The 13374-nt window shown below is 62.6% G+C and carries 11 protein-coding genes, 1 tRNA gene and 1 pseudogene; all 13 read left to right on the top strand.

Annotated features, from left to right (window positions below; all coding sequences use genetic code 11):
* Positions 1-15: 15 nt before the first annotated feature.
* The 13 genes and pseudogenes from serC (at position 16) to AC1PQG_RS15765 (ending at position 13269) form a co-directional block, all read left to right on the top strand.
* Entirely contained in the window at positions 16-1098 is a 1083-nt protein-coding gene (gene serC, locus AC1PQG_RS15825; protein WP_481118774.1) for a 3-phosphoserine/phosphohydroxythreonine transaminase, read from the top strand.
* Between the two features lie 22 nt (positions 1099-1120).
* Positions 1121-2212, top strand: a complete 1092-nt coding sequence (gene pheA, locus AC1PQG_RS15820; RefSeq protein WP_481118773.1) for a prephenate dehydratase — start codon at positions 1121-1123, stop codon at positions 2210-2212.
* A 16-nt stretch (positions 2213-2228) separates the two neighbouring features.
* Complete coding sequence (gene hisC, locus AC1PQG_RS15815; protein ID WP_481118772.1) at positions 2229-3326, top strand: histidinol-phosphate transaminase; 1098 nt, start codon at positions 2229-2231, stop codon at positions 3324-3326.
* A 12-nt stretch (positions 3327-3338) separates the two neighbouring features.
* Positions 3339-4232, top strand: coding sequence for a prephenate dehydrogenase (locus tag AC1PQG_RS15810; protein WP_481118771.1), 894 nt, complete (start codon positions 3339-3341; stop codon positions 4230-4232).
* 15 nt (positions 4233-4247) lie between these two features.
* Positions 4248-6206 (top strand): bifunctional 3-phosphoshikimate 1-carboxyvinyltransferase/cytidylate kinase, encoded by a 1959-nt coding sequence (locus AC1PQG_RS15805; protein WP_481118770.1) that lies wholly within the window; start codon positions 4248-4250, stop codon positions 6204-6206.
* A gap of 98 nt (positions 6207-6304) precedes the next feature.
* Positions 6305-8011 carry a 30S ribosomal protein S1 gene (gene rpsA / locus AC1PQG_RS15800; RefSeq protein WP_481118769.1) on the top strand — a complete coding sequence of 569 codons (1707 nt, stop codon included), beginning with the start codon at positions 6305-6307 and terminating at the stop codon, positions 8009-8011.
* Positions 8012-8022: 11 nt separating this feature from the next.
* A complete protein-coding gene (locus AC1PQG_RS15795) occupies positions 8023-8307 on the top strand; it encodes an integration host factor subunit beta (RefSeq protein WP_079434022.1) in 285 nt (94 codons plus the stop codon).
* 100 nt (positions 8308-8407) lie between these two features.
* A pseudogene (locus tag AC1PQG_RS15790) lies at positions 8408-8623 on the top strand (lipopolysaccharide assembly protein LapA domain-containing protein); the annotation flags it as partial.
* Positions 8624-8717: 94 nt separating this feature from the next.
* Positions 8718-9893, top strand: a complete 1176-nt coding sequence (gene lapB / locus AC1PQG_RS15785; RefSeq protein ID WP_481118768.1) for a lipopolysaccharide assembly protein LapB — start codon at positions 8718-8720, stop codon at positions 9891-9893.
* A 57-nt stretch (positions 9894-9950) separates the two neighbouring features.
* Positions 9951-11273 (top strand): UDP-glucose dehydrogenase family protein, encoded by a 1323-nt coding sequence (locus AC1PQG_RS15780; protein ID WP_481118767.1) that lies wholly within the window; start codon positions 9951-9953, stop codon positions 11271-11273.
* Between the two features lie 169 nt (positions 11274-11442).
* The gene (gene cysM, locus AC1PQG_RS15775; protein ID WP_481118766.1) at positions 11443-12333 is read left to right on the top strand and encodes a cysteine synthase CysM; all 891 of its coding nucleotides are present in this window, start codon (positions 11443-11445) and stop codon (positions 12331-12333) included.
* Positions 12334-12341: 8 nt separating this feature from the next.
* A complete protein-coding gene (locus tag AC1PQG_RS15770) occupies positions 12342-13145 on the top strand; it encodes a 3'-5' exonuclease (protein WP_481118765.1) in 804 nt (267 codons plus the stop codon).
* Between the two features lie 47 nt (positions 13146-13192).
* Positions 13193-13269, top strand: a tRNA-Val gene (locus tag AC1PQG_RS15765).
* Positions 13270-13374 lie beyond the last annotated feature (105 nt).

Below are 13374 nucleotides of genomic sequence, written 5' to 3'. Positions count from 1 at the left end.
GGAAGGATTCAGACGATGCGGATTTTCAATTTCTCGGCCGGGCCGGCCGTTTTGCCGACCAAGGTGCTCGAACAGGTGCGCGACGAACTGCTCGACTGGCGGGGTACCGGCATGAGCGTCATGGAGGTGAGCCACCGGGGCAAGGATTTCACCGGGGTGATCGAGTCGGCCGAGGCCGACCTGCGCACGCTGATGGGTATCCCGTCCAACTACAAGGTGCTCTTCCTGCAGGGCGGCGCGACGCAGCAGTTCGCGCAGATCCCGATGAACCTCCTGGATGGGCGTTCCGCCGACTACATCGTCACCGGCTCGTGGTCCAAGAAGGCCTACAAGGAGGCCCAGCGCTTCGGCGCCGTACGCCTGGCCGGCTCGAGCGAAGCCGACAGCTTCACGCGGGTGCCGAACGCCGACGAGCTGAAGCTCGATCCGCAGGCGGCCTACCTGCACATCTGCACCAACGAGACCATCCATGGCGTCGAGATGTTCGACCTGCCGACCGCGCCGGCGGGCGTGCCGCTGGTGGCAGACATGAGCTCGCACATCCTGTCGCGCCCGATGGACGTGTCCCGCTACGGCCTGATCTACGCCGGTGCGCAGAAGAACATCGGCCCGGCCGGGCTGGTCATCGTGATCGTTCGCGAAGACCTGCTCGGCAAGGCCTCCGCGATCACGCCGAGCGTCATGGACTACGCGACGATGGCGGAAAACGGCTCCATGCTCAACACGCCGCCCACCTTCGGCATCTACCTGGCCGGCTTGATCTTCAAGGATCTGCTTGCCCAAGGCGGCCTGGAGGCGGTGGAGCAGAGGAATATCGCCAAGGCACGGCTCGTCTACGATGCCATCGCATCCAGCGACGGCTTTTACCGTAACCCGGTTCAGGAGGCCTTCCGCTCGCGCATGAACGTGCCGTTCACGCTGGCCAATCCGGCGCTGGATGCCGCCTTCCTGGCCGAGGCCGCCGAGCGGCAGCTGTCCGGCCTGAAGGGGCACAAGTCGGTGGGCGGCATGCGTGCATCCATCTACAACGCGATGACGCTGGACGGTGTGCGGGCGCTGGTGGACCTGATGCAGGATTTCGCCGCGCGCAAGGCGTGAGCGTTACGGACGAGGAGAAGGCATGAACGACGAGATGCTGCGTGAGCTCGGCGTGGTGCGCGAGCAGATCGACACCATCGACGCGCAGATGCTGGCGTTGCTGAACCAGCGCGCCAAGTGTGCCCAGCACGTGGGCGAGATCAAGGCCAAGTATGGCGATGCCGGCTACATCTACCGGCCGGAGCGGGAGGCGCAGGTGCTGCGGCGCATCCAGTCCCTGAACGACGGGCCGCTGCCGAACGAAAGCGTGACCTTCTTCTTCCGGGAGGTGATGTCGGCCTGTCTGTCGCTGGAGAATCCGCTGGGCGTCGCCTTCCTGGGGCCGCTCGGGACGTTCTCCGAGAGCGCTGCGGTCAAGCAGTTCGGGCACGCCGCCCGCCTGGCCCCGCAGACGACCATCGACGATGTGTTCCGTGAAGTCGAAGCCGGGCATGCGGACTACGGCGTGGCGCCGGTGGAGAACTCCACCGAAGGTGCGGTCGGCCGGACCCTTGATCTGTTGCTGGGCTCACCGCTGAAGATCTGCGGCGAGGTCGTGCTGCGCATCCACCAGAACCTGCTGACCCGCGAGACGGAGCTGTCGGCGATCCGCAAGGTGTATTCCCACGCCCAGTCCCTGGCCCAGTGCCACGAGTGGCTGAATGGCAACCTGCCGGGCGTGCCGCGCATCTCAGTCGGCAGCAATGCGGAGGCCGCGCGCCTGGCTTCCCTCGAGCCCGGTGTGGCGGCGATTGCCGGCGAGGCTGCGTCCGAGCGCTACGACCTGCCACGGCTGGTCGAGAGCATCGAGGACGAGCCCAACAACACCACGCGCTTCCTGGTCCTCGGTCGCCATGACGCGGGGCGGACTGGTTCCGACAAGACTTCACTGATCATGTCGGCCACCAACCGTCCGGGTGCGGTGCACGAACTCCTCGCACCGCTGGCTGATGCCGGGGTTTCGATGACCCGTCTCGAATCGCGTCCGGCCCGTGCGGCCTTGTGGGAGTACGTGTTCTACGTGGACATCGACGGCCATCGCGATGATCCGGCAGTGAAGGCCGCCCTCGATGACCTGGCACGCAACGCCGCCTATCTGAAGATCCTGGGCTCCTACCCCCAGGCCGTGTACTGATTCCCAGGAGTTGTTCATGTCTTTGTGCGATCTGGCGCCCGCTCATATCCGGGCCATTTCTCCCTATCAGCCCGGCAAGCCGATTTCCGAGCTGGCGCGGGAAATGGGCCTGGCCGAAGAGTCCATCGTCAAACTGGCCTCCAATGAGAACCCGCTGGGTGTTGGCGAAAGGGCCCGCGAGGCCATGCTCAAGGTGGTGACGGACATCGCCCGCTATCCGGATGGCAACGGTTTCGAGTTGAAGGATGCGCTGCATCGCCGCTACGGCGTGGGCCACGACCAGATCGTGCTGGGCAACGGCTCCAACGATGTGCTCGAACTGGCGGCCCGTGCATTCTTGGGGCCGGGCGTCGATGCCGTGTATTCCCAGCACGCATTCGCAGTCTATCCGCTGGCGACGCAGGAGGCGGGCGCGCGGGGTATCGAAGTGCCGGCCAAGCACTTCGGGCATGACCTCGATGCCATGCTGGCAGCCATTACGCCGGCGACGCGGGTGCTGTTCATCGCCAACCCCAACAATCCGACCGGCACTTTCCTGCCCGGCGCGGAGCTCGAGGCCTTCCTCGCCCGTGTGCCCGAGCATGTGCTGGTGGTCCTCGACGAGGCCTATACCGAATACCTGTCGCCGGAGCAGCGTTACGACGCGATCGCGTGGCTCAAGCGCTTCCCGAACCTGCTGATCAGCCGCACCTTCTCCAAGGCCTATGGCCTGGCCGGGCTGCGCGTCGGCTACGGCCTGGCCAGTCCGGCTGTCATCGATCTGTTGAACCGGGTGCGCCAGCCTTTCAATGTGTGCAGCCTCGGTCTGGCTGCCGCGGCCGCGGCCTTGTTCGACGACGAATTCCTGGCGCGCAGCTATGAGCTCAACCGCGCCGGCATGGCTCAGCTGACCGCCGGTTTCGTAGCGCTCGGCCTCGACTGGATCCCGTCCGCCGGCAATTTCGTGACCTTCAAGGTCGGCAACGGGGCGGCGGTCAATCAGGCGCTGCTCAAGCAGGGCGTCATCGTCCGCCCGATCGGCGCCTATGGCATGCCGGAATGGCTGCGGGTTTCCATCGGCCTGGAGAGCGAGAACGCGCGCTTCCTTGAGGCCCTGCCGGTAGCGCTGGGCTAGATGGGGCCGGCTGTGAAGACGATCGACAAGCTGGTGGTTTGCGGCGTCGGTCTGATCGGCGGCTCGGTGGCCCTGGCCCTGCGCCAGGCGCGGCTGGTCAATCGCATCGTCGGCGTCGGCCGGCGGCCGGAGCCGCTGGCTGTGGCGCGCCAGTTGGGCGTGATCGACGAGATTTCCACCGATTGGGCCGAGGCCCTCGACGGTGCCGACATTGTGTTGCTGGCCATGCCGGTCGGCCAGATGGATGCGGTTGCGGCGGCAATGGCACCGCACTTGTCCGCCGGAACCATCGTGACGGATGCGGGCAGCACCAAGCGTGACGTGATCGAGGCGATCTACCGTCATCTTGGCGCCCATCTGGCCAACGTGGTGCCGGCCCATCCCATCGCCGGCGCGGAAAAGAGCGGGCCGGCGGCGGCCCGTGCGGAGCTGTATCGCGGCCGCAAGGTCGTCGTAACGCCGCTGCCGGAGAATGCCCCCGAAGCCGTGGCACGGGTCCGTGAGCTGTGGGCCGCCTGCGGCGCGGTGCTGCACGAGATGAGTCCGCAGGAGCACGACCGGGTCTTTGCGGCGGTCAGTCATCTGCCGCATCTGCTGGCCTTTGGTCTTGTGCACGATCTGGCCGGTCGGGCCAATGCCGAGCAGCTGTTCAGCTACGCGGCGAGCGGCTTCCGGGATTTCACCCGCGTGGCGGGTAGCCATCCGGAGATGTGGCGGGACATCTGTGTGGCCAACCGGCATTCGCTGCTGGCCGAACTGGATGCCTACCTGTCCGAACTGGCCTATCTGCGTGCGCTGCTGGTGGCTGGTGACGGGCCCGCTCTCGAAAAGGTTTTCGACGAGTCCAGCCGCGCCCGTAATGCATGGGCGGACAAGGCATTTCCCGCGACGCCTTCGGGCGAGTAATCAAAAGGAGTTTTCATGGAATTCATCGACCTGCCTCCGATGCAGAAGGCCGCGGGCACGGTGCGCCTGCCGGGCTCCAAGAGCATTTCCAATCGCGTGTTGTTGCTGGCGGCGCTCGCCGAAGGTGACACGCTGGTCGAAGACCTGCTGGACTCCGACGACACGCGGGTAATGCGTAATGCGATCGTTGCCCTCGGCGTCAATGTGACGGAGGAGGGGGAGGCGCTGCGCGTGCAGGGCTGTGGTGGCCGTTTCAGCAACCTGCAGGCAGACATCTTTGTCGGCAACTCGGGGCTGAGCATACGGACGCTGGTACCGGCTATCGTGACGAGCCTGTCCGGCTGCGCCGATGAGGCCGCCGAGGTGCGTCTGTCCGGCGTGCCGCGCATGCATGAGCGGCCGATCGGCGACCTCGTGGATGGTCTCAAGCAGTTGGGTGCGCAGGTCGAGTGGCTGGGGCAGGAAGGCTATCCGCCGTTGGCGCTGAAGCCTGCGGATCTTGCCGCGGAGCGGGTCAGCGTGCGCGGCAACGTGTCGAGCCAGTTCTTGACCGGTCTGCTGCAGGCCGCGCCGCTGGTGGCAAGGGACAAGCCGCTGGTCATCGAGGTTGAGGGCGAGCTGATCAGCCGTCCCTACGTGGAGATCACCCTCAACCTGATGGAGCGCTTCGGCGTCTTCGTGCAGCGCGAGGGCTGGAGCCGTTTCATCGTGCCGGCGGGCCAGCGCTATACGTCGCCCGGCCGCATCGCGGTGGAAGGCGACGCGTCTACGGCCAGCTATTTCCTGGCTGCAGGTGCGCTGGGGGCCGGTCCGGTCCGCGTGGTCGGCGCCGGGCGCCGCAGCATCCAGGGGGACGTCAAGTTTGCCGAGGCCCTGGCAAAGATGGGGGCGGAGATCGTCTGGGGTGAGGACTGGATTGAGGCGAGTGCGCCGGCATCTGGCCGCCTGAAAGCTTTCGATCTCGACCTTAATCACATCCCCGATGCGGCCATGACCCTGGCGGTCGCTGCGCTGTTCGCGGATGGGCCCAGCGTGCTGCGCAACATCGGCAGCTGGCGGGTCAAGGAGACTGATCGCATCGCCGCGATGGCTGCCGAGCTGCGCAAGCTCGGCGCCACGGTCGAGGAGTATCCGGAAAGCATCAAGGTCATTCCGCCTGCGCAGCTCAAGCCGGCGGTGATCGATACCTACGACGACCATCGCGTGGCCATGTGCTTCTCGCTGGCGACGTTGGGTGGGCCCTACGTGCGCATCAACGACCCGAAGTGCGTGAACAAGACCTTTCCGGCTTACTTCGCAACCTTCGCGGGTATCGCGACGCCGGTTCCGGTGGTGGCCATCGACGGCCCCTCGGCTTCCGGCAAGGGGACCGTGGCGGCGCGGGTGGCGGAGGCGCTGGGCTTCGATCATCTGGACAGCGGAGCGCTGTACCGTCTGGTCGCGCTGGCTGCTGAGCGACAGGGCGTGGCACTGAATGACGAACTCCGTCTGGAAAGCATCGCGGCGGCGCTGCCGGCCCGTTTCGACGGTGATCGCGTATTGCTCGACGGTGACGACGTGACCGAGGCGATCCGTAGCGAGACATGTTCGGCAGGAGCCTCCAAGGTGGCGGTGCTGCCGGCGGTGCGCAATGCGCTGTTCTGGCGTCAGCGCGCCTACCGCAAGTCGCCTGGCCTGGTGGCGGAAGGGCGTGACATGGGGTCGGTGGTTTTCCCCGACGCGGGCCTGAAGATCTTCCTGACCGCCTCTGCGGAGACGCGTGCGGAGCGGCGCTATAAGCAGTTGATCGATAAAGGAATGGCTGCTAACATGACAGATCTGCTCAAAGACTTGCATGAACGTGACGCGCGGGATTCCCAGCGCGCCGTTGCGCCTTTGACGCGGGGCGAAGACGTGGTGCTGCTCGATACTTCCGGAATGACTGCCCAGCAGGCGGTCGATTTCGTGATTGAGCGGGCCGCGTCTCACAACTGATTTTTTTGCTGTAAAGGATCTTCCCGAACCATGAGGGGCGGGAAGGTATGTTCAACCAGGAGCCGTTTCACGACGGTTGTAAGGTTCTTTTTTCCAATATGTCCACTGCCACCCCTGTTTCCTTCGAGGAAAGCTTTGCCGCCCTGTTTGAGGAATCCCTCAATCGTCAGGAAATGCGTGCCGGCGAGGTGATCACCGCTGAAGTCGTGCGGATCGATCAAAACTTCGTTGTCGTCAATGCTGGCCTCAAGTCCGAGAGCTACATCCCCATCGACGAATTCCGCAGCGATCGCGGCGAAGTGACCGCTCAGGTCGGCGACTATGTTCAAGTCGCCATCGAGCAACTCGAAGACGGCTACGGTGAAACCCGCCTGTCCCGCGACAAGGCCAAGCGTATCGCCGCCTGGAACGACCTCGACAAGGCGCTCAACGACGCCATCCTGGTCAAGGGCGTGATCACGGGCAAGGTCAAGGGTGGTCTGACCGTTATGGTCAATGGCATCCGCGCCTTCCTGCCGGGCTCCCTGGTGGACATGCGTCCTGTCAAGGACACCACGCCGTTCGAAGGCAAGGAATTCGAATTCCGCGTCATCAAGCTCGACCGCAAGCGCAACAACGTCGTTGTTTCCCGCCGCGCCGTGCTGGAAGCCTCCATGGGTGAAGAGCGTCAGAAGCTCCTCGAAACCCTCAAGGAAGGCACCGTCGTCAAGGGTATCGTCAAGAACATCACCGACTACGGCGCATTCGTGGATCTGGGTGGCATCGACGGCCTGCTGCACATTACCGACCTGGCCTGGCGCCGTGTCCGTCACCCGTCGGAAGTCCTGTCCGTCGGCGACGAGCTCGAAGCCAAGGTGCTCAAGTTCGACCAGGAGAAGAACCGCGTCTCCCTGGGCCTCAAGCAGCTGGGCGAAGATCCGTGGGTCGGCATCTCCCGTCGTTACCCGCAGGGCACCCGTCTGTTCGGCAAGGTTACCAACATCACCGACTACGGTGCATTCGTTGAAGTCGAGCAGGGCATCGAAGGCCTGGTGCACGTGTCCGAAATGGACTGGACCAACAAGAACATCCATCCGACCAAGGTTGTCCAGCTGGGCGACGAAGTCGAAGTGATGATCCTGGAAATCGACGAAGACCGTCGTCGTATCTCCCTGGGCATGAAGCAGTGCATGTCCAACCCGTGGGACGATTTCGCCATCAACCACAAGAAGGGCGACAAGGTCCGCGGCCAGATCAAGTCCCTGACCGACTTCGGCGTGTTCATCGGCCTGGAAGGCGGCATCGACGGTCTGGTTCACCTGTCCGACCTGTCCTGGTCCCTGACCGGCGAAGAAGCCGTCCGTCAGTACAAGAAGGGTGACGAAGTCGAGGCCGTGGTGCTGAACATCGACGTCGAGAAGGAGCGTATCTCCCTCGGCATCAAGCAGCTCGATGGGGATCCGTTCACCAACTTCATCGCCACCCACGACAAGAACACCCTCGTGACCGGCTCCGTGAAGTCCGTGGATGCCCGTGGCGCCGTGATCGCCCTGAACAGCGACGTGGAAGGCTACCTGCGTGCATCCGAGTTCTCCCGTGACCGCGTGGACGATCTGTCCCAGCTGCTGAAGGTCGGTGAGTCCGTCGAGGCCCTGATCGTCAACGTCGATCGCAAGACCCGCGGCATCAACCTGTCCATCCGTGCCAAGGATCAGGTCGAGCAGAACGAAGCGATGAGCAAACTGGCTTCTGACAGCGCTTCCGCCGCCAGCGGCACCACCAACCTCGGTGCGCTGCTGAAGGCCAAGCTCAACGAGCAGAAGTAAGCGGTTCGGGCATGACCAAGTCGGAGCTCATCGCCCGGCTGGCGGAGCGTTTTCCCCAGCTGGTTGCGAAGGACGCCGAGTTCGCGGTCAAGATGATTCTCGATGCGATGACCGACGCCTTGTCGCGAGGTGATCGCATCGAGATCCGCGGCTTTGGCAGCTTTGCCTTGAATTACCGCCCCCCGCGCGTTGGGCGCAATCCCAAGTCGGGTGAAAAGGTGCAAGTGCCGGAGAAGTATGTTCCGCATTTCAAGGCAGGCAAGGAGTTGCGGGAGCGCGTTGACATGATGGGTTGATCCCGTCCATGATGCGGTCTCGTCCGGTGGCCAGAAGCTCGAGCAGGAAGGCGGCGTAAGCCGCCTTCTTTTTTTGTCCACGTCGGGGATAATTTCGGCCATGCGTGCTCTCATATGGCTTGTCAGGCTCTTCCTCTTCTTGGTGCTGTTTGGCTTTGCACTGAAGAACGATGAAGTGGTGGTCCTGAATTTCTTCTTTGGCAGACAGTGGCAAGTGCCCTTGGTGCTGGTCATCCTGCTCTTTGTCGTCATTGGCGTGCTGATCGGCGTGAGCGCAACGCTCGCGACCGTGTATCGCCAGCAACGTGAGATCAGTCAACTCCGCGGCAAGGGGGGGAGGGTATGCCGGAGGTGCGTAGCGGCGCCCCAGTGGTTAGTGGCCCTGATCTTCCCGAGAGCTACTAGTCCCTATGGAATTCGAACTCTGGTGGTTGCTGGCCTTTCCCCTGTTTTTCGCGTTGGGGTGGCTGGCGGCCCGCATCGATATCAAACATCTGGTCAGGGAGTCGCGGGCATTGCCGCGGACGTATTTGACCGGGCTCAATTTTTTGCTCAACGAGCAGCCGGACAAGGCGATCGATGCCTTCATCGAGGCGGTGAAGATCGACAATCAGACCGTCGAGTTGCATTTTGCGCTTGGTAGTCTGTTTCGCCGTCGCGGAGAAACAGACCGGGCTATCCGAATGCACCAGAACCTGGTTGATCGCGATGATCTGTCCGAGGATCAGCGCCTCCAGGCTCTTTCGGAACTCGGCCTCGACTTTCTGAAGGCGGGCTTGCTCGACCGTGCCGAGGCCGTTTTCCTGCAGTTGCGTGGCAGCCGAGCCAACGATTTTGCGCTGAAGAACTTGCTGGATATCTACCAGCAGGAGAAGGACTGGCGCAAGGCGATCGATACGGCGAAGGCCTTGCCTGAGCATGAAAGCGTGCTGTGGGAAAAGGAGGTTTCGAACTTCCATTGCGAACTTGCCGCAGCAGACCTTGCCAATTCCCGCTTTGATGACGCGGAAGAGGGCCTGACGCGCGCGCTTGAAATGAGCCGGAAATCGGTGCGTGCGAGCATGTTGCTTGGCGATCTGCATGCTGCACGGGGGGATGACCGGGCGGCGCTTGATGCCTGGAAGCGGGTCGAGAGCCAGAACCCGGTTTATCTCGCGCTGGTTGCGGAGCGGATCATGGATGCCTACCGGCGTCTGGGTGAGCTGGAGCAGGGGATGCAGCTGTTGCGCAGCTACCTCGATCAATATCCATCCCTTGATTTGCTGGATGCCTTGTTTCAATGGGAGTTGCAGCAGGAAGGCCCGCAGGCTGCATATAACCTCGTACGCGATGAGCTGCGCCGTAACCCCACATTGTTGGGGCTCGACAAGTTGCTGGAGGCTGCGCTTCTTACTGCTCCGGTGGCGCAGCGGACCGACATTGAGCTGGTGAAGGGGTTGGTTCATGGTCATACGCGCCGCGTGGCGCGTTATCGCTGCGAAGCCTGCGGCTTCAAGGCCCGGCAGTTTTACTGGCGTTGTCCCGCCTGCGGTGGTTGGGAAACCTATCCTCCGAAGCGGACCGAGGAATTCGATCTGGCCCCATAGCACCACTTAAGGGGCGCAGTTGGCACGTTTTCTGGATTCTTCATTGGAAATAAGCGTATGAAAATCACTGTAGTCGGCACTGGGTACGTGGGCTTGGTGTCAGGGGCCTGTCTGGCAGAGATGGGCAACGACGTGCTGTGCCTCGATCTGGATCCCGAGAAGATCCGGATTCTTGAGGAGGGCGGGATTCCCATTCACGAGCCGGGCCTGGATCAGGTCGTTGCACGTAACGTGGCTGCGGGGCGTCTGCATTTCACGACGGATGTCCAGGCAGCGGTGCAGTTCGGCACCATCCAGTTCATCGCCGTCGGTACGCCGCCGGATGAGGACGGTTCCGCCGACCTGCAGTACGTTTTGTCTGCCGCTCGCGCAATCGGTCGGCACATGACCGACTACAAGGTGATCGTCGACAAGAGTACCGTGCCGGTGGGTACGGCGGACAAGGTCAAGGCAGCGGTGCAGGCCGAGCTCGATGCGCGTGGCGAGGCCATCCCGTACAGCATCGTGTCCAACCCGGAGTTCCTCAAGGAAGGTGCGGCGGTTGAAGATTTCATGCGCCCGGACCGCATTGTCGTCGGCGCGGAGGATGATCAGGCGATTTTCCTGATGAAGGCCTTGTATGCGCCCTTTCAGCGGAACCATGAGAAGCTGCTGATCATGGATCTGCGCAGCGCAGAGCTGACCAAGTACGCCGCCAACGCGATGCTGGCCACCCGTATCAGCTTCATGAACGAACTGGCCTTGCTGGCCGAATCCCTCGGGGCCGACATCGAGCTGGTTCGCCAGGGCATCGGCAGCGATCCGCGTATCGGCTATCACTTCCTGTATGCGGGTTGTGGCTATGGTGGTTCCTGTTTCCCAAAGGACGTCAAGGCGCTCATCCGGACCGGTGCTGACGAGGGGCATGCGCTGCGCGTGCTGAACGCGGTGGAGGATGCCAACGACGCGCAGAAGCTCGTACTGGTGAACAAGATCGTCGCCGAGTTTGGTGAGGATCTGTCAGGGCATAACTTTGCCATCTGGGGCCTGGCCTTCAAGCCGAACACCGACGATATGCGTGAGGCACCCAGCCGGGTGATCATCGCCGAGCTGTTCCGCCGCGGCGCGACGGTGACGGCTTACGATCCGGTTGCGATGCCTGAGACGCGCCGGATTTTCGGCGATGAGCCGCGTCTGCGTTACGCTGAGCGCCCGATGCAGGCCCTCGATGAGGCGGACGCGCTGCTGATCGTGACCGAGTGGAAGGAGTTCCGTAGTCCGGACTTCCAGGTCATCAAGGAAAAGCTGAAGACGCCAATCATCTTCGATGGGCGTAACATCTTCGATCCGAAGCTGCCGCGTCAGGCTGGGCTCACCTACCTGAGCATCGGCCGGCCGTAAGTCTGGCGCAAAACTGACAAATTGTTTCGGGGGCTTCCGTCGGAAGCCCCTTTTTCATCCGGCGGAGCAGGTGTAGGCGGCGCTGACCGGATGGCTCAGGGTTTGCTTGTCTGGCTTGAGGTGGCGTTCGGTATGATCGCTTCAATCCGGCATCCCATTGGACAGAATCATGGAATTCAAAACACTCGAGGACTACGTGGGGCAAACCCCCCTGGTCCGTCTCAAGCGCATCACGGCAGGGCACAACAACGTCATCCTGGCCAAGCTGGAAGGTAACAATCCGGCTGGCTCGGTGAAGGACAGGCCGGCCATGTCGATGATTCTGCGGGCCGAGTTGCGCGGTGACATTCGCCCTGGCGATACGCTGATCGAAGCAACCAGCGGCAACACCGGCATCGCATTGGCGATGGCAGCGGCGATTCGCGGCTACGGCATGGTCCTGGTCATGCCGGAGAACCAGAGCATCGAGCGCCGGCAGACGATGCGTGCCTTTGGTGCCGAACTGGTGCTGACCCCGAAGGAGGGCGGCATGGAGCTCGCCCGCGATGTGGCCGAAAAGATGCGTGACGAGGGGCGGGGCGTGATCCTCGACCAGTTCGCCAACCCGGACAATCCCCAGGCGCACATCGATGGCACCGGACCGGAGATCTGGCAACAGACCGGTGGAACGATCACCCACTTCATCAGCAGCATGGGTACCACTGGTACCATCATGGGGGTTTCCGCCTACCTGAAGGTGCAGAATCCGGCGATCCAGATCATCGGTTGCCAGCCGACCGAAGGCGCGCAGATCCCTGGGATCCGCAAGTGGCCAGAGGCTTATCTGCCGAAGATCTACGACAAGAGCAAAGTTGATCACCTGGAGTACGTGGCCCAGGCCGACGCTGAAGAAATGACCCGTCGCTTGGCGCGGGAGGAGGGCATCTTTGCCGGTATTTCTTCCGGTGGTGCCATGCATGTCGCGCTACGCCTGGCTGAACAGGTCGAGAATGCGGTTATCGTCTCCGTCGTCTGCGACCGGGGAGATCGTTACCTGTCTACCGGGGTGTTTCCTGCCTGATGGCTGCCTTGGCCACCACTCTCGTTTTCGACATCGAGACGATCCCGGATGTCGAAGGGATCCGCGTCCTGCACGGGCTGCCCGCTGAACTCCCGGACGAGGAGGTGGCCGAGTTTGCTTTTCAGCAGCGACGGGCGGCGAACGGCACAGACTTCCTGCCCCATCACCTGCAGCGGGTCGTCACGATTTCCTGCGCGTTGCGGGATGCGAGCCAGTTCCGGGTTTTTTCCCTATCGGAGCCGGAGTGCACGGAAGGGCAACTGATCCAGCGCTTCTTCGATGGCATCGAACGCTTCACGCCGCAGATCGTATCGTGGAACGGCGGCGGCTTTGATCTGCCTGTGTTGCATTATCGCGGCATGCTGCACGGAATCACGGCGCCCCGTTATTGGGACCTTGGAGATGGGGACTTCCACGATTCCCGCGATTTCAAGTGGAACAACTACATCAGCCGCTACCACACCCGCCACCTGGATCTGATGGACCTGCTTGCGCTGTATCAACCGCGTGCCAACGCTCCGCTGGATGATCTGGCCAAGCTGATGGGGTTTCCAGGCAAGCTGGGTATGGATGGTTCGGCGGTGTGGAAAGGGTACTGCGAAGGGCGCATCGGCGAGATTCGCGATTATTGCGAGACCGATGTGGTCAACACCTACCTCGTGTTCCTGCGTTTCCAGTTGATGCGCGGAGCACTCGACAAGACGCAGTACGACGCGGAGATCGCGTTCGTGCGGGAGTCTCTCAGCCGTGTGGCGGCACCCCATTGGCAGCGCTTCCTGGCGGCTTGGCCGCAGGTGGAAACGAGGGAGTGAAAATAGTGTTGACAATTTCTGTAGCTCATCTATAATGCGGGCTTCTTAGGCGCGTAGCTCAGCTGGTTAGAGCACCACCTTGACATGGTGGGGGTCGTTGGTTCGAGTCCAATCGCGCCTACCAAACACCTAAGAGGAAAACGCAATGTTTCGAGCTTGCAGCGCCCTTGACTGAATTGTGTCGAGTCAGCCTGCAAGGCGTTTTTCGGTAGAGAAAAAAGTGCGGCTC

It is taken from the genome of Zoogloea sp. GDB6, assembly GCF_056724105.1.
This window is presented reverse-complemented; position numbering and strand designations above follow the sequence as displayed.